The organism is Streptococcus sp. OH4692_COT-348 (genome assembly GCF_003859975.1).
In the GTDB taxonomy this organism is placed as follows: domain Bacteria; phylum Bacillota; class Bacilli; order Lactobacillales; family Streptococcaceae; genus Streptococcus.
This window is the reverse complement of the sequence record NZ_RQZB01000017.1, coordinates 16,992-34,060: the sequence shown is the minus strand read 5'-3', so window position 1 is coordinate 34,060 and position 17,069 is coordinate 16,992. Positions and strand designations below refer to the sequence as shown.

Below are 17,069 nucleotides of genomic sequence, written 5' to 3'. Positions count from 1 at the left end.
GAGAACCTCCTTAGTTCCCTATTGCAAAGGTTAGAGTACCACTGGCTGCAAGCTTGCCATCCACTTCAGCCTTTGCTTCAACCACAGCAATGCTACCACGGCGTTTTACAAAAGTCGCTGTCATAACCAATTGGTCACCAGGTACAACTTGCTTCTTAAATTTAACCTTGTCCATACCAGCATAAAAGACCAGTTTCCCCTTATTTTCAGGCTTAGACAACTCCAAGACACCAGCAGTTTGCGCCAAGGCTTCCATGATTAGAACACCTGGCATGACAGGGTATTGAGGGAAATGACCATTAAAGAAGGGCTCATTGATGGTCACATTTTTGATGGCAACAATGGTATCCTCGCTCACTTCCAACACACGGTCCACTAGGAGCATAGGATAACGGTGGGGAAGGGCTTCTTTGATTCCTTGAATATCGATCATTTGATACGTACCAATCCTTTACCAAACTCAACCATTTCTTCGTTAGAAACGAGAATTTCCGTTACCACGCCATCCTTAGGTGCTGGAATTTCATTCATGACTTTCATGGCTTCGATAATAACTAATGTTTGGCCTTTTTTAACACTATCACCAACTGTGACGAAGGCAGGTTTATCAGGACCAGCAGCCAAGTAAGCCACCCCAACAAGTGGGCTCTCTACAACATCTCCCTCAGCAGCCATACTTGCTTCTGCTGGAGCTGAAACTTCTTCTGCTACAGTCTCTGCTGGAGCAGATGTAGGAGCTACTGGACTGGGTGTTGCTAGAACGGGCGCTGGAGCGACTTGAGCTGCAACTTCAGACACCATTCTCGCTTCATTCTTGCTAAACTGCAACTCATCCGTCCCATTCTTATAAGAAAACTCTCTCAAACTTGACTGGTCAAATTGGGCCATCAAGTCTTTAATATCGTTTAAATTCATACTTATTTATTCTCCCAACGTTTGAAAGCAAGAACTGCATTGTGGCCACCAAAACCAAAGGTATTTGAAATAGCGTATGGAATTTCTTGCTCCAAGCCTTGTCCATAGACGACATTGGCTTCGATATAATCTGATACTTCACTTGTTCCAGCTGTCATTGGTACAAAGTTATGACGCATAGCCTCGATTGTTACGATAGCTTCTACTGCACCCGCAGCACCCAGCAAATGTCCTGTGAAAGACTTGGTTGATGATACAGGCACTTCCTTACCAAGAACAGCTACGATCGCACCACTTTCTCCTTTTTCATTAGCAGGAGTTGACGTTCCGTGAGCATTGACATAGGCTACTTGTTCTGGGGAAATCTCAGCTTCTTCCAAGGCTAATTTGATGGCCTTGATAGCTCCCTTACCTTCTGGATGAGGAGAAGTCATGTGGTAGGCATCACAGGTATGTCCATAACCAACCACTTCAGCAAGGATAGTAGCCCCACGTTTTTCAGCGTGTTCAAGGCTTTCAAGAACCAACATCCCAGAACCTTCACCCATGACAAAACCATTACGGTCCTTATCAAATGGAATGGAAGCACGAGTTGGATCCTCTGTAGTTGAGAGAGCAGTTAGGGCTTGGAAACCAGCAATAGCAAAAGGTGTGATAGAAGCTTCTGAACCACCTACCAACATAACATCTTGGAAACCAAACTTAATTGAGCGGAAGGCATCCCCAATCGCGTCATTTGATGAAGCACAGGCAGTATTGATGGATTTACAAACACCGTTTGCTCCAAAACGCATAGCCACATTTCCTGAAGCCATATTTGGCAAGGCTTTTGGAAGGGTCAATGGTTTCACACGTTTTGGTCCTCTGTCATTTAGGCGAAGCACTTGATCTTCAATTTCCTTGATTCCACCAATACCAGAAGCCACAATAACACCAAAACGATCCTTGTCAAGAGTCTCTACATCGAGATTAGCGTGATTAACAGCTTCTTGGGCTGCATACAAGGCATATAAAGAATAATTATCAAAACGATTGGTATCTTTCTTAACAAAGTATTTATCAAAAGGAAAATCTTGGATTTCTGCTGCATTATGCACATCAAAGTCACTATGATCAAATTTCGTAATTTGACCAATTCCGATTTTTCCAGTTGTCAAACTATTCCAAAATTCTTCTGGTGTATTTCCGATTGGAGATGTTACTCCATAACCTGTTACTACTACGCGATTTAGTTTCATCTTTTTTACCTCTAGCTTCTGCTACATACTTAAGCCACCATCAATGGCAACCACTTGACCAGTTAGATAATCTTGGCCTGCTAAAAATACTGTCAAATCTGCAACCTGCTCTGCCTGACCAAATTCTTTCATAGGAATTTGTGCCAGCATAGCATCTTTTACCTTGTCTGATAGAACAGCTGTCATATCGGACTCAATCATTCCAGGTGCAATAGCATTAACTCTGATATTGCGATTGGCCACTTCACGAGCCACAGACTTAGTAAAACCAATCAAACCAGCCTTAGAAGCTGCATAGTTAGCTTGACCGATATTTCCCATCAAACCAACAACACTAGACATATTAATGATAGCACCTTCTCTGGCTTTCATCATCGGTTTCAAGACTGATTGTGTCATGTTAAAGGCACCAGTCAGGTTAACCTTGAGCACTTTTTCAAAATCTGCTTCTGTCATCTTGAGCATAAGGGTATCTTGGGTAATTCCTGCATTGTTGACCAAAACATCTACTGAACCTAGCTCTGCAATAGCTTGCTCAACCATACGTTTAGCGTCTGCAAAATCTGATACATCTCCTGAAATAGGAACCACCTTGACACCACAGTCTGCAAATTCGGCAAGCAAATCCTCTGAGATTGCCCCACGACTGTTTAAGACGATGTTGGCTCCTGCTTGAGCAAACTTGTGGGCTATGGCAAGACCAATTCCACGACTCGAACCTGTAATAAAGATATTTTTATTTTTTAGTTGCATTCTTTTCTCCTGTTTCCTCTTGTATTTATGGGAGAAGGGATTACTCATTTTCTAGCAAGGCTTCCAAACTCGCCTGATCTTCAACATTGGCTAGTTTAGCCGTTTTATCAATTTTTTTGACAAAGCCTGACAAGACTTTCCCTGGGCCAATCTCGATAAAGTTGGTTACTCCTGCTTCTTGCATAACTGCAATACTTTCATAGAAACGAACTGGTTCCTTGACCTGACGCGTTAAGAGTTGAACTATATCTTCTTTTTGCATGACAGCAGCTTCTGTATTACCAACTAGGGGACAAGTAAAATCTGAAAAACTTACTTGAGCAAGAGTTTCAGCTAGTTTTTGGCTAGCAGGTTCAAGAAGAGCGGTATGAAAAGGTCCTGACACCTTGAGAGGAATCAAGCGTTTGGCACCTGCTTCCTGCAAGAGTTCGACAGCTCGGTCAACTGCAGCCACTTCTCCACCAATGACGATTTGTGCAGGCGTGTTATAGTTGGCTGGAGTAACCACTCCAAGTTCAGAGGCTTGCTTACAAGTTTCCTCAATGACCTCTACTGGCGTATTGAGAACTGCCACCATCTTACCAGAGCCAGCAGGAGCCGCTTCTTCCATATAGGCGCCACGCTTAGCAACCAAGGTAACCGCATCTTCAAAATCCAAGGCACCGCTAGCCACCAAGGCAGAGTATTCTCCAAGGGACAAACCAGCAACCATATCAGGCTGATAGCCCTTTTCTTGCAATAAACGATAGATAGCAACTGAAGTTGCTAAAATAGCTGGTTGCGTATAGCGGGTCTGATTGAGTTTTTCTTCTTCCGTATCAATGAGATGACGCAAATCATAACCGAGTACCTGACTCGCTTGATCAATCGTTTCTTTGACAATAGGATACTGATTATAGAGATCCCGGCCCATACCTAGATACTGGGCACCTTGACCAGCAAATAAAAAGGCTGTTTTAGTCATTTCTTACAACTCCTGCCCAACGAGAGGCTTCTTCTTGAATTTTCTTAGCTGCTCCGTAATACAAATCTTTTAGGATTTCTTCAACGCTTTCTTCTTTGGAAACAAGGCCTGCGATTTGACCTGCCATAACAGAACCACCATCCACATCTCCGTGAACAACCGCTTTGGCTAGAGCACCTGCTCCCATTTGTTCAAAAATTTCCAAATCTGGATTGTCTTGTTTAAAGGCATCTTTTTCAGCTTGTTCAAAATCACGAGTCAACTGATTTTTAATCGCACGAACAGCATGTCCAAAGTGTTGAGCTGAAATCGTAGTATCAATATCTCTAGCTTTTAAAATTTTCGCCTTATAATTCGGATGGGCATTAGACTCTTTTGCAACGACAAAACGAGTTCCAACCTGAACAGCCTCTGCACCTAGCATAAAGCCAGCTGCAACACCTTCACCATCCGCAATCCCTCCTGCAGCAATAACAGGAATAGATACAGCAGCAGCAACCTGGCGCACCAAGGTCATGGTTGTTAATTTCCCAATGTGTCCCCCAGCTTCCATTCCTTCTGCAATAACAGCATCCGCACCGATTTTTTCCATGCGTTTAGCTAGGGCAACACTTGGTACAACTGGAATAACTGTAATACCAGCTTCATGGAAACGTTCCATGTATTTACTTGGATTTCCTGCGCCTGTTGTCACTACCTTAACACCTTCCTCGATAACGAGGTCTACAATATCTTCCACAAAGGGAGACAAGAGCATGATGTTGACACCGAAGGGTTTATCAGTCAATGATTTGATTTTATCAATATTTGCCTTGACAACTTCTTTAGGGGCATTTCCCCCACCGATAATCCCTAGTCCTCCAGCCTTGGAAACAGCCCCTGCCAAATCACCATCAGCAACCCAGGCCATCCCTCCTTGGAAAATAGGATAATCAATGTTCAATAATTCTGTAATACGCGTTTTCATAGTGCCTCCATCGTTTCTTGCTTACGTAATAGTTCGATATCGTCATAATTTGAAAATCAAACTATTGCCTAAACAAGAGGGAGCGGGTTTCCCTACTCCTTCTATCTATATTCTGTTTATTTTGTTTGCTCTTCAACGTAGGCAACCAAGTCACCAACTGTTTTCAAGTCATCTTCTGCTTCGATTTGGATATCAAAAGCATCTTCGATTTCTGAGATTACTTGGAACAAGTCCAATGAATCTGCGTCCAAGTCATCAAAAGTTGATTCAAGTGTTACTTCTGATGCGTCTTTTCCAAGTTCTTCAACGATAATTTCTTGTACTTTTTCAAATACTGCCATAATAGGACTCCTTTAAAATAAATAGTTTTTTATAACAATGTGTTCACCACATGATTACCTAAATTGTAAGAATGAGCGTGCCCCAGGTCAAGCCTCCACCGAAGCCTGATAGCAGAACAGTCTGACTACCATCTAAACGGATGAGGCCTTGTTCTACACACTCTGAAAGTAAAATCGGGATACTTGCTGCACTGGTATTGCCATATTCCATCATATTGGCTGGAAGTTTGTCTCGGTCGACACCGATTTTCCTAGCCATCTTATCTAAAATACGGTCATTAGCCTGATGAAGTAGCAGATAATCCAAGTCTGTCGCCTCTACAGGAGATTCTTCAATAGTCTGGTTAATAGACTTGGCTACATCCCGAATAGCAAAATCAAAGACTGCGCGTCCATCCATCTTCAAAAATGAATCTGCACTTTCTTGATCTGAAAATGGAGAATGTAAGCCTGAATGTCCATACGTTAGACATTCGCTGCGACTTCCATCACTATTGAGACTCTCAGCCAAGAAATGCTCTTGCTCGCTAGCTTCTAGCAAGACACCACCAGCACCATCTCCAAATAAAACAGCTGTTGATCGGTCCGACCAATCGACTGCTTTAGAGAGAGTTTCACTGCCAATCACCAAGCCTTTTTGAAAGCGACCAGAAGCGATAAACTTTTCAGCAGTTGAAAGAGCAAATACAAATCCACTACAAGCAGCTGTTAAGTCAAAAGCAAAGGCCTTATTAGCACCAATATTAGCTTGGATACGAGCAGCTGTAGAGGGCATCATCGAATCAGGAGTAATGGTAGCTAGAATGATAAAATCCAACTCCTCTCCTGTGACTCCAGCTTTTGCCATCAGTTTCTTAGCAACCTCTGTAGCCAAATCACTAGTAGATTCTGTTCTTGAGATATGCCTTTGTCGTATTCCCGTCCGACTTGAAATCCACTCATCATTGGTATCCATAATCTGAGCCAAATCATGATTTGTAACCACTTGCTCAGGCACATAATGAGCAACCTGGCTTATTTTTGCAAAAGCCATTATCTCAAATCCTCCAAAAATTGATAAAGATTGGTCAAACCTTTGCTCATAACCTCAATTTCTTGCTTACTCATACCATCAATAATTTTTTCAACCATGGCCTTGTGGAAGCGTTTATGTAACCTATGAACCAAGCGACCTTTCTTTGTCAAATGCAGATGCACCACACGACGATCATGTTCTGAACGAATGCGTTCAATGTAACCCTTGCGTTCGAGATTATTCAAACTAGTCGTAACTGTCCCAAGAGTCACCATCAACTCTTTCGACACTTGACTTGGTGTCACGTCTGGGAATTTCCCAATCACATCAATCGTATGCATTTCTTTGATGGAGATATCCTTGAAACGACTACCTCTCAAGCTAACTTCCTCAATGACGAGGACATTGTTAAATATAGATGTTAAATATTCATTAATTCGTTGGTAGTCCAATCCTTCTTTCCCTCCTTCTCAAAAAACTTTTACAATCAAAACATTTGACAAAAGAATTATATCAAACTTCAAAGAATGGCGCAAGTATTTTTTTATTTTCCTGTAAATTTAGGCCTTCTTCTCTCCGAATGAGCCCGAACTCCCTCTTTGAAATCCTCTGTTTTGGCCAGTGATTCCTGTAGATGCAGTTCTAAAACAGCATAATCTTGCCAATCTTTAAATTGGCTCTCCCAAACCAACTTCTTGATGGCTGCATAGGAATTACTTGAACCACGTCTTAATTTTTTAAGAAGCTGTTCTCTGGTTTTTTCTAACTTATCAGCTTCAGAAATACGGTAAACCACACCCCACTCTAGAGCTTTTTCTGCTGTCAAAGCCTCTCCTGTCATGGCTAGTTGAGCAGCACGCGTCACACCAATACTTCGGCTCAAGAGATGAATTCCTCCTGCATCTGGAGCCAAACCAACTCCAACAAAGGCTTGGATAAATTTAGCCTTATCGGTCGCTAAACAGAAATCTGCAGCAACAGCCATATTGGCTGCGGCACCTGCAACAGCCCCATCAACCTCCATCAAAACAGGCTTTGCAATTTGCTTGATTTTATAAGAAATAGCATTGACTAGTTCTGCAATTTTCGTCAATGATGGAATATCATCCTCATCCACTGCCCGCTTCATCTCTACTAAATCTCCCCCAACTGAGAAGACTTTGCCATTCGCATTGATCAAGATAAAATGCACAGCTGAATCCTCTTCCGCCAGAGTCAAGGCTTCTAAAATTTCCTCACACATGGGAATATGGAAACCATTAGCGACATCAGGACGGTTTAAAGTAATAATTGCCAAATCCTCTTCAAGCTGATAAATAATATGTTCCATCTGGACTCCTTTTTATTTTTATAAGCAAGTTAAATCATTTTATTTTCAAAGTATATCTTTTTTACTCTAAAAAAGCAAGAATAAGAATGTAATAAGTGTCTCAGCCGATAGTAAGCAAGATTTCAAAAGTAAATAATTTTACTTGTTCTCATATGTTTAATATGATATAATATGGTTAACATGTTGTTATGAAAGGAGGAAATACATGTACAGAAACTTAGTTAACGTTGCGAAAGATGTCGTAAATTTAGCGAGTAAAAAAGAGTTGATAGAACGAGAGAAAAGGACTTATAAAGTGTTACTTGGAGATGATTTAGAAGTCCCAGACGAAATTAAGATACTTTCAAATCAAATAGTGGAACTTCTTATGAATTTGAACCTTGAAGAAATTTTAGCACTCCAAACTATCATGTATCTAGGACGGAATAAAAACTCTTACAATATTTCTCCAAATGAAATTTTCTATTCTCATTTAAAACACATAAAATCACAAGGTGTTAAAACTAAAGAAATAGAAGTAAACCATATGTTAGATAAACCGCTAGGTGAATATCTCACTGAAGGGTTTAGAATTCTTGGTATTGAATTATAGATCTAATTTAAAATATATTTGCGGTAAGTCCTAGGATAAACCGCTTTTTATATATATTTTTCTTCATTTGAAAAAAGGCTCTCTTTCTGCTATAATCGTATAAAATACTTACTTTAGGAGTCCTTATGAAGGTTGTTAAATTTGGAGGTAGTTCTCTTGCCTCTGCTAGTCAGTTAGAAAAAGTTTTAAACATTGTCAAAAGTGATTCAGAGCGTCGTTTTGTGGTCGTTTCTGCGCCTGGTAAACGCAATGCTGAAGATACTAAGGTTACGGATGCCTTGATTAAATACTACCGCGACTATGTTGCTGGTAACGATATTAGCAAAAGTCAGAACTGGATTATTGAACGCTATGCCGCTATGATTAGTGAATTGGAACTGAAACCAGCTGTTCTAGAAAAAATTTCAAAAAGTATTCGGGCCTTGGCAACTCTTCCTATCGAAGAAAACGAATTTCTCTACGATACTTTCCTAGCAGCGGGTGAAAACAACAATGCCAAATTGATTGCTGCCTATTTTAACCAAAACGGTATCGATGCACGCTATGTTCACCCTCGAGAAGCTGGGATTGTGGTAACAAGTGAGCCGGGCAACGCTCGTATCGTGCCATCAAGTTATGACAAGATTGAAGAATTGACAAATGCAAATGAAGTACTTGTCATTCCTGGTTTCTTTGGAGTTACTAGGGAAAATCAAATCTGTACCTTCTCACGTGGAGGATCAGACATTACAGGCTCTATCATTGCTGCAGGGGTTAAAGCTGATCTCTATGAAAACTTTACGGATGTTGATGGTATCTTTGCAGCTCACCCAGGAATTATCCACCAGCCACACTCGATTCCTGAGTTAACCTACCGTGAAATGCGTGAGTTGGCCTATGCAGGATTCTCAGTTCTTCATGACGAAGCTCTTCTTCCTGCCTACCGAGGAAAAATTCCTCTGGTTATCAAGAATACCAACAATCCTGACCATCCAGGTACTCGTATCGTTCTAAAACACAGTAGTGATGAATTTCCAGTTGTAGGAATTGCCGGTGATTCTGACTTTGTCAGCATCAACATGTCTAAATACCTCATGAACCGCGAGATTGGATTTGGTCGCAAGGTTCTGCAAATCCTTGAAGACCTCAACATTGGTTGGGAACATATGCCAACTGGTATCGACGATCTTTCAATCATTCTCCGTTCTCGTGAACTAACTCCTATCAAGGAAGAAGAAATCCTGCGTCAATTGGTTCAAAAAGCTGAAGTAGACCATGCAGAAATCGAACACGACCTTTCAATCATTATGATTGTTGGAGAAAAAATGAAGAGTCATATCGGAGTAACTGCTACTGCTACACGTGCTCTATCTGAAAACAAGATCAATATCCAGATGATGTCTCAAGGTTCTAGTGAAGTTTCTATCATGTTTGTTGTCAATAAAGACCAAGAAAAAGCAGCAATTAAAGCACTCTACAATGCCTTTTTCGGTGAAAGTAAGGAAGACTAATCATGGCCCAATCTCTTAACAAAACAGTGCTTCTCAATACGACAGGAACTTCCTACCTCTCTATAGCTGGAAAAGTTGGGAAATTTCTGGTCGGAGATCAGGCTCTGGAATTTTACCCAGATGTCAATGTCGAACAATTTATCCAGATTCCTTGGGACCATATCAACCAGATTGGGGCCAATGTCACTGGTCGCAAAATCAGTCGCCACTTCGAAGTCTTTACAGACAGAGGAAAATTCCTCTTTGCTTCAAAAGACTCAGGTGCCATTCTCAAAATTGCTCGCGAAAAACTGGGTAACGACAAGGTTGTCAAACTGCCTACCCTAATTCAGACCATTGGTCAAAAATTTAAAAATCTATTTGCAAAAAAGTAAAAACTTTAGTATAATCATAGCAACGGATAAGTAGGTTATCTTCTTCTTTCAGAAAGTCTGCGGGTGCTGCGAGCAGATAGGAGGGATAAGTGAAATTCTACCGTTAATAACAATTACATAAACAATCAAGTGCACACCTGTGAAGTTGGATGGAACCGTGGCCCTGCCACTCCAACGCTTTGTCAGGTGTGCTTTTTTCATAAAGGAGTTCTTATGTTAGATATCAAACGCATTCGTACAGAATTTGATACTGTCGCAGAAAAATTGGCTACACGTGGTGTAGATGCTGCTGTCTTAAACGAGATGAAAGAAATCGATGCTAAACGTCGTGACATTTTGGTCAAGGTTGAAACTCTCAAAGCAGAACGAAACACAGTTTCTGCTGAAATTGCCCAAGCTAAGCGCAACAAGGAAAATGCAGATGACAAGATTGCTGCCATGCAAAATCTATCTGCTGAGGTTAAAGCCTTGGATGCTGAATTGGCAGAAATCGATGCTAAATTGACAGAATTTACCACGACTCTTCCAAATATCCCAGCTGACAGCGTTCCTGTCGGAGCTGACGAAGATGACAATGTGGAAGTTCGCCGTTGGGGGACTCCACGCGAGTTTGACTTCGAGCCAAAAGCTCACTGGGATCTTGGTGAAGACCTTGGTATCCTTGACTGGGAACGCGGTGGTAAGGTAACAGGAGCTCGCTTCCTCTTCTATAAAGGCCTCGGTGCTCGTTTGGAACGTGCTCTCTACAACTTTATGTTGGATGAGCATGGCAAGGAAGGCTATATTGAAGTCATCACGCCTTACATGGTTAACCACGATTCTATGTTTGGTACTGGTCAATATCCAAAATTCAAGGAAGATACTTTTGAATTGAGCGATAGCAATTATGTCCTCATTCCTACAGCTGAGGTTCCTCTAACAAACTACTACCGTGATGAAATCCTGGACGGTAAAGACCTGCCAATCTACTTCACTGCTATGAGTCCATCATTCCGTTCAGAGGCTGGTTCAGCTGGTCGTGATACTCGTGGCTTGATTCGTTTGCACCAATTCCACAAGGTTGAAATGGTTAAATTTACCAAACCAGAAGAATCTTACGAAGAATTGGAAAAAATGACAGCTAACGCTGAAAATATCCTTCAAAAACTCAACCTTCCATACCGTGTCGTTGCTCTCTCTACTGGAGATATGGGCTTCTCAGCTGCGAAGACTTACGACTTGGAAGTTTGGATTCCAGCACAAAATACCTACCGTGAAATCTCAAGCTGTTCAAACACAGAAGATTTCCAAGCCCGTCGTGCCCAAATCCGTTACCGTGATGAAGCAGATGGCAAGGTAAAATTGCTCCACACCTTAAACGGTTCTGGACTTGCAGTTGGACGTACAGTGGCTGCTATTCTTGAAAACTACCAAAATGAAGATGGTTCTGTGACCATCCCAGAAGCACTTCGTCCATACATGGGTGGAGCTGAGGTCATCAAACCATAAAAAATAAGGTTTAGCTATTTCTAGCTAGACCTTTTTTCGTAACCAAATTAAATAAGCACCTAATACAAAGAATAAAATAGTTAGGCATATAATAGTTTCAGCCAAGACCAGATAATCCAGAAATGGAAGTTTCAAGATTCCCTGAGCCATCTTGAGCGAGGTAGCTGTGATAATGGTTGGGAAAGTGAGGGCTGAGAAAGCTGGTTGAAAACCTTGTTTTAAAATATTAGGCAGGCGAGTCAAAACAAAGAAAAAGAAGGATTGGGAAGCCAAAATCATGGCAATCAAGAGCCAAGTCGGTAGGCTAGCTCCTCCAACCCGAACCAGAGAAGCCAAGAGTAGAGAAAAAGGAGCACAGTAAATCCCTTCTTGTCCAAGCATGGCTAGTGGGAGTGGATGTTTCTTTAAATCGCTATAAATAAGGGGATAGAGATAGAAGGTTAGGAGAAAACCAAAACTCAAGGTCGCATAGGCAATTTCGATGATGCCTACGAGAGGATAGGTCAAGGTTGCCACTGCTATTCCCACATAAAGTACCGTCCAGCTTGGAGTAGCATTGACTCTCTTGCCTGGATAGGCAAATTTGATGGTAAAACCAGCAATCAAGGCCAAATCCAAGAGAAATGAAAACCACCAGAGTCCTTGCGCTACCAAAGGAAGATGAGGGAAGACGCGAAAGACATAAGTCGATAAAATCATCCCAGCCATGGGAAAGGTGGCCATTCCTGATAAAAGAGGGGGCTTGGTCAACTCTTGCTTGGTTTCCTTCCAATTAAAGAGATGCAAAAGCAGAAAGTAAATCCACAAAATCAAACCTGTCAGACTCAACAGATGGGACAGAATCGGCAACGTATCTAAAACGAGATTTCCAGCTCCTGCTAAACCTAGCAAACAACCAGAAAATACCAAGGGGAGTTTTTTCATCCTAACCTCCAATAATCATGTTAGTTTCAGTATAGCATAAAAGCGCTTAAATGAGGGGATAAAAAATGAAGTCCGATTATTTCAGACTTCATTTTACTCAGATAAGGATTAAGCATAAGGTTGCAATTCTGGGTTAATTGGTGTATTGGCTAGATTGTTGGCATAGTTACAGAGGCTTGCTAGGCTGACACCAAGAACCACATCCAAGGCATTTTGTTGAGTGTAGCCAGCTTCTAGAAACTCAGCTAGGGCTTCATCTCCTACACGACCCTTGGTATTGATAACTGCCAAAGTAAACTTAGCTAGGGTGTCCAATTTAGGATCTGTTTCAATTGGAGTACGATTGCGAAGGGCTTGCAGAAGGTCATCATTCATCTGGATTTGTTTAATTGAAAAGGCTGTGTGACCTGCGACGCAGAAGGCACAACCATTGGTCACAGCTGCCGTGATTTGCACTACTTCGCGCTCAACAGGTGTCAGGCTGTTGCGACGGTTGATAGCTCCGACAGTACGGTAAGCCTCTAAAGCAGTAGGTGCATTAGCCAAGAGTCCGATTAGATTTGGAATAAAGCCATTGTTGTCTTTTTCTACTGTTTCAAGAACTTCTTTCACTTCTGCTGGTGCTGATTCTACTGTATGGATTGTAAATGTTGTCATCATAAAACCTCTTTTCATTTTGTTGAAACCTAGTCTATCACAGATTCTATACCGTGTATAATATATATTTTAAATTGCACTGATAGAAATTTTTTATGAAAGCAAAAAATCACACGCAATGTGTGATTCCATTATTTATTAAAATACTTTTTAGTTTCAGCAATAACAACTGGTGATAAAACTAAGAGGGCAATCAAGTTTGGCAGAGCCATCAAAGCGTTGACAATATCAGCAATAATCCAAACCATATCCAACTCGATAAATCCTCCCAGCAAGACCATGAGCACAAAAATCACACGGTAGAGCCAGATAAAACGAACACCAAAGAGGAACTCGAAACAGCGTTCTCCATAGTAGTTCCAACCTAGAATCGTTGTAAAGGCAAAGAGTACAAGGAAAATGGTCAAGAGGGCAGGCCCAAAGTGTGAAAAGACTGTTGAGAAGGCTGACTGAGTCAAAGCCACTCCATTCAAGTCACTATTCCATACTCCAGTTACCAAGATGGTCAAACCAGTCAGAGTACAAATGATGAGGGTATCAATAAAGGTTCCTGTCATGGAAATCAAACCTTGCTCTACTGGTTCATTTGTCTTAGCTGCAGCAGCTGCAATGGGAGCAGAACCTAGACCAGATTCGTTTGAAAAGACACCACGCGCCACACCATTTTGGATAGCCATCCGAATGCTAGCACCAGCAAATCCACCTACCGCAGCAACAGGACTAAAAGCTGATGTCAAGATTAAAGCGACTGTGGCAGGGAGTTTTCCAATATTGAAAAAAATAACTGTAAGTGTTCCTAAAATATAGATGATAGCCATAAAAGGAACAACAGCTGTCGAAACCTTTGAAATAGACTTGAGTCCTCCAAAAACGGCAATCGCTACTAAGACAGACAAAACGAGAGCCGTGATTGCTGGCGAAATGGTCGTTGTATTTTGGATAGATTCTGTAATCGAGTTGACTTGGGTGAAGGTTCCGATTCCCAACAAAGCTACTAAGACACCTGCAATGGCAAAAAAGATGGCAAGTGGTCGCCACTTTTCTCCCATACCCAAAAGTATATAGTGCATGGGACCTCCTGCAACAGCACCGTTATCGTCTTTAGTTCTGTATTTAATGGCTAATAAACCTTCCGCATACTTGGTAGCCATTCCAAAGAAAGCAGCCATCCACATCCAAAAGAGAGCTCCTGGTCCACCGACCTTGATAGCTGTCGCCACCCCGATAATATTTCCCGTACCAACTGTCGCTGCTAGGGCTGTACACAAGGCCGCAAAACTGGATACATCCCCATGCCCCTTATCCTTGATAAAAATAAGCTGAAAGGCTTTAGAGAGACGCAAAACCTGCAAAAGTCCTAAACGGGCAGTTAGGTAAATCCCTGTTCCGACCAATAAAATCAAGAGGGGAGGTCCCCAAGCAAAAGCATCAATTGATTTAAGCAATTCTAACATTTCCTTCTCCTATCTTTTCAACCCCAAAAGAAAGAGCACATGCAAGATACATGTACTCTGGAATGCTTAGATAAATGCTAAAAAGCGGTCTATCCTAGCTCTGTCCTTTTACCTGAGAGTTTGAGCAGTTACCTGCCTTGCCCCTTCGGTGCCTTTACGGTCTCTCCAGAGTTCCGTCCATTTACAGTCATGGAAAATCAAACGATTCGCCACTTCTATTAAACTTCATTCGGTGTTGGTATTTAATTGATTCTTATTTTACAAAAAATGTTGGTTTTTGTCAATGTGTTTATTAGTAAAACTTAATTCAACAGTTTTTACTGTATAAATTTCCTCACTATCTCGAAAATAGAGCCATAATTTCAATAGAAATCCTGACTTTTTGATCAATTTTAAAATACTATCTAAACTCATTTACCACTCAGTTCTACTCCTAAAAATTTTCGAATTGCTTCTACCATTTTCTCTGGTTCAGTTGACGAAAAAATACAACTTCTTCCACTCGAGTCATGACTTGTATTATCAAACGCAAAAATTGGTTTATTTTTATCACTAATTTCTTCTACAATAGTTCCTACAACTCCTCCATGATTGATATCTAGGTAGAAATCCATCTTATCCAAGGTTTCATTCTTGTTAAAAGGACTAAAGTTTGGATAAATTGAAAGATTCAAAAATCGTTGCATATCAACTACACTATCAGCAAAATTTGTTGGTGCTAATATTGTAAAATGAACTTCCGGTAATTCAGATAGTAGGTATTCTATTGATTCTAGACTAGCACTATTTGTAAAAATACAAGTATGATATAAGGGAGCCTTTACCAGTTCTGTAAATGAACGTCTGATGATATCAGTTTCTAATAACACATCATTCCAGTTCAAACCATAATAAAACCACCATAACTTACGAAAACGTGTCAAAGTTAAATGAATCCAGGGTTTAAACTCTGAGGTATAGTGGATAATCTTTGGCTCATAATTTCCATAATACGAAGACTGGTACCATTTACTGTTGCCTGTTAAGTGTAAAAATTGATCCAATCCAACCATGAAATTATACTCTTTGTCCAAATGTAGCCACTGGTCACCGAAATACATATTGAGAACACCTTGGTCCCCATAGACATGTTCATGGTATTGAGCAGTCAACTCTAGTAGACTTTGTGTTGAATTTTTTTCTCGCCATTTTTTTGCATCAATCAACATCACACCTGAATTAAAGGTTGTTAACCAACCTTCGTGATTAAAATCTTGAACAGCTGCGATAGCATATCCCTGTAAATCTATGTTGAATAAGTCATCTAATTTTGCATTGACAATCGTATCCGAGTCTAAATAGAGAACCCTATCTTCTATAACTTCATCTGCAATAAAATATCTAAAGAACGCAGCATAGGATAGGATTGCGTTCGGCAAATGGAAATCACGAAGATTATGAGCTGTTTTTTTGACATTGACAATCTCAGACCCAATAACCTTCAGACGATTTCTCATCAAAAGAAACCACTCACTAGGCAAATCGTCATTAAATACATAAAATTTCACTTCATGATTATGAACCGATACTGACTTTATCACAGTTTCTACCTTATCCATATAACGAATATCAGCTCCAAGAGCAATCACTTTTTGATACAATTTCATTCCTTCTCCCCACTATCAACTTTTTCTAGTTGGTGACGAATGGCCATCACCATATTCTCTTTGTCCTCTATACTAAACACTTGAATTCCTTCATCAGTTCGATGAGCTACTGTATCAAATGCAAATATCGGTTTTCCTATTGCCAAAGCATGCCCAATAATATCATCAACCTCATTCCAGTGGTTTATATCTAGATAGACATCAGCTAACTCTAAAATGAGATCTGAAATCTCTCTCGATTGGCAATATTCATATAGTTGAAAATTACTAAATCTGGAAAAACTTCTTAAAAAATTTGAAACATTCGTTGGCGCCGCAACATGAAAATCAACTTCAGGTAAACTAGCTAGCAAATACTCCAAACCTTCCAACTGATCTGAGTAAGTATAAACAAAAGCATGAAATTTGGCAATATTCTTGGGCTTAATCGTTAATGTTTCACTATGAGTGACGATTGAATTACTAGGAATATCCTGGTGGATGAGACAATTAGCACCTATGATGACATTATCACCAATAGTAACTCCTCTAAGAATAACGGTATTGGCACCAATCCAACAATCACGCCCAATACGAACAGGAGCGCCGCTCATTGCAGTTTTAAACACATGATAGTTATTGAATTGATGATTCGAATCAAAAATTCGTACTCCATCCCCAAACATTGTATCATGGCCAATGGTGATTTCTTTAGTACAGCGTACTGAACAATGGTCATTAAAAAATACCCTGTTTCCAATTTTCAAGTTCTCTCCACTTGAAACTTCAATACTTGCAAACGAACGGATTGTGATATCTGCTCCCAAATCAAGATGAGCATCTGGAGACACTTCAACATGATGATAATCTCCAACTAACTGTACTATATTTTTCAAATTCATCCTATATTTCTCGATTCTTTTATACACTAAAATTTGTAAA

The 17,069-nt window shown here is 40.6% G+C and carries 19 protein-coding genes and 1 riboswitch; of the genes, 4 read left to right on the top strand and 15 right to left on the bottom strand.

Going from position 1 to position 17,069, the window contains the following annotated elements; genetic code table 11:
- Positions 1 to 10: 10 nt before the first annotated feature.
- From fabZ to EII37_RS08945, 10 genes are all read right to left on the bottom strand, one after another.
- Positions 11 to 433, bottom strand: a complete 423-nt coding sequence (fabZ, locus tag EII37_RS08990) for a 3-hydroxyacyl-ACP dehydratase FabZ (protein WP_000565512.1) — start codon at positions 431 to 433, stop codon at positions 11 to 13.
- On the bottom strand, positions 430 to 915 hold the full coding sequence (gene accB, locus EII37_RS08985; RefSeq protein ID WP_004262899.1) for an acetyl-CoA carboxylase biotin carboxyl carrier protein: 486 nt from the start codon (positions 913 to 915) through the stop codon (positions 430 to 432). Before accB ends, fabZ begins: the two co-directional genes overlap by 4 nt.
- Before the next feature lie 2 nt (positions 916 to 917).
- Positions 918 to 2,153, bottom strand: a complete 1,236-nt coding sequence (gene fabF, locus EII37_RS08980) for a beta-ketoacyl-ACP synthase II (RefSeq protein ID WP_124788338.1) — start codon at positions 2,151 to 2,153, stop codon at positions 918 to 920.
- 21 nt (positions 2,154 to 2,174) lie between these two features.
- The gene (fabG, locus tag EII37_RS08975) at positions 2,175 to 2,906 is read right to left on the bottom strand and encodes a 3-oxoacyl-[acyl-carrier-protein] reductase (protein WP_124788337.1); all 732 of its coding nucleotides are present in this window, start codon (positions 2,904 to 2,906) and stop codon (positions 2,175 to 2,177) included.
- 40 nt (positions 2,907 to 2,946) lie between these two features.
- Positions 2,947 to 3,870, bottom strand: a complete 924-nt coding sequence (gene fabD / locus EII37_RS08970; protein ID WP_124788336.1) for an ACP S-malonyltransferase — start codon at positions 3,868 to 3,870, stop codon at positions 2,947 to 2,949.
- Positions 3,863 to 4,837, bottom strand: coding sequence for an enoyl-[acyl-carrier-protein] reductase FabK (gene fabK, locus EII37_RS08965; protein ID WP_115904876.1), 975 nt, complete (start codon positions 4,835 to 4,837; stop codon positions 3,863 to 3,865). Before fabK ends, fabD begins: the two co-directional genes overlap by 8 nt.
- 116 nt (positions 4,838 to 4,953) lie before the next feature.
- Positions 4,954 to 5,178 (bottom strand): acyl carrier protein, encoded by a 225-nt coding sequence (locus EII37_RS08960; protein WP_000257838.1) that lies wholly within the window; start codon positions 5,176 to 5,178, stop codon positions 4,954 to 4,956.
- Positions 5,179 to 5,236: 58 nt separating this feature from the next.
- Positions 5,237 to 6,211, bottom strand: a complete 975-nt coding sequence (locus tag EII37_RS08955; protein ID WP_124788335.1) for a beta-ketoacyl-ACP synthase III — start codon at positions 6,209 to 6,211, stop codon at positions 5,237 to 5,239.
- Positions 6,211 to 6,645, bottom strand: a complete 435-nt coding sequence (locus EII37_RS08950) for a MarR family winged helix-turn-helix transcriptional regulator (protein WP_000386351.1) — start codon at positions 6,643 to 6,645, stop codon at positions 6,211 to 6,213. Before EII37_RS08950 ends, EII37_RS08955 begins: the two co-directional genes overlap by 1 nt.
- Positions 6,646 to 6,737: 92 nt before the next feature.
- Positions 6,738 to 7,523 (bottom strand): enoyl-CoA hydratase, encoded by a 786-nt coding sequence (locus EII37_RS08945; protein WP_124788334.1) that lies wholly within the window; start codon positions 7,521 to 7,523, stop codon positions 6,738 to 6,740.
- A 205-nt stretch (positions 7,524 to 7,728) separates the two neighbouring features.
- Here EII37_RS08945 and EII37_RS08940 point away from each other — a divergent pair, with 205 nt between their 5' ends.
- From EII37_RS08940 to serS, 4 genes are all read left to right on the top strand, one after another.
- Entirely contained in the window at positions 7,729 to 8,115 is a 387-nt protein-coding gene (locus EII37_RS08940) for a DUF3775 domain-containing protein (RefSeq protein WP_124788333.1), read from the top strand.
- A gap of 125 nt (positions 8,116 to 8,240) precedes the next feature.
- Positions 8,241 to 9,605, top strand: coding sequence for an aspartate kinase (locus EII37_RS08935; protein WP_124788332.1), 1,365 nt, complete (start codon positions 8,241 to 8,243; stop codon positions 9,603 to 9,605).
- Between the two features lie 2 nt (positions 9,606 to 9,607).
- Complete coding sequence (locus EII37_RS08930) at positions 9,608 to 9,979, top strand: DUF956 family protein (RefSeq protein WP_000079345.1); 372 nt, start codon at positions 9,608 to 9,610, stop codon at positions 9,977 to 9,979.
- Between the two features lie 213 nt (positions 9,980 to 10,192).
- The gene (gene serS / locus EII37_RS08925) at positions 10,193 to 11,467 is read left to right on the top strand and encodes a serine--tRNA ligase (protein ID WP_124788331.1); all 1,275 of its coding nucleotides are present in this window, start codon (positions 10,193 to 10,195) and stop codon (positions 11,465 to 11,467) included.
- Positions 11,468 to 11,491: 24 nt separating this feature from the next.
- On the opposite strand, the gene EII37_RS08920 is transcribed toward serS, so the two are convergent.
- The 5 genes from EII37_RS08920 to EII37_RS08900 all read right to left on the bottom strand — a co-directional run bounded on the left by EII37_RS08920 (position 11,492) and on the right by EII37_RS08900 (position 17,029).
- The gene (locus tag EII37_RS08920) at positions 11,492 to 12,391 is read right to left on the bottom strand and encodes a TDT family transporter (RefSeq protein WP_124788330.1); all 900 of its coding nucleotides are present in this window, start codon (positions 12,389 to 12,391) and stop codon (positions 11,492 to 11,494) included.
- Positions 12,392 to 12,499: 108 nt separating this feature from the next.
- Positions 12,500 to 13,048, bottom strand: a complete 549-nt coding sequence (locus EII37_RS08915) for a carboxymuconolactone decarboxylase family protein (RefSeq protein ID WP_084889803.1) — start codon at positions 13,046 to 13,048, stop codon at positions 12,500 to 12,502.
- Positions 13,049 to 13,179: 131 nt separating this feature from the next.
- The gene (locus EII37_RS08910) at positions 13,180 to 14,502 is read right to left on the bottom strand and encodes a sodium:alanine symporter family protein (protein WP_124788329.1); all 1,323 of its coding nucleotides are present in this window, start codon (positions 14,500 to 14,502) and stop codon (positions 13,180 to 13,182) included.
- A gap of 90 nt (positions 14,503 to 14,592) precedes the next feature.
- Positions 14,593 to 14,681: riboswitch (glycine riboswitch) on the bottom strand.
- 231 nt (positions 14,682 to 14,912) lie between these two features.
- A complete protein-coding gene (locus EII37_RS08905) occupies positions 14,913 to 16,142 on the bottom strand; it encodes a glycosyltransferase (protein WP_124788348.1) in 1,230 nt (409 codons plus the stop codon).
- A gap of 2 nt (positions 16,143 to 16,144) precedes the next feature.
- Positions 16,145 to 17,029 (bottom strand): acyltransferase, encoded by an 885-nt coding sequence (locus EII37_RS08900; RefSeq protein ID WP_185695994.1) that lies wholly within the window; start codon positions 17,027 to 17,029, stop codon positions 16,145 to 16,147.
- Between the last annotated feature and the right edge of the window lie 40 nt (positions 17,030 to 17,069).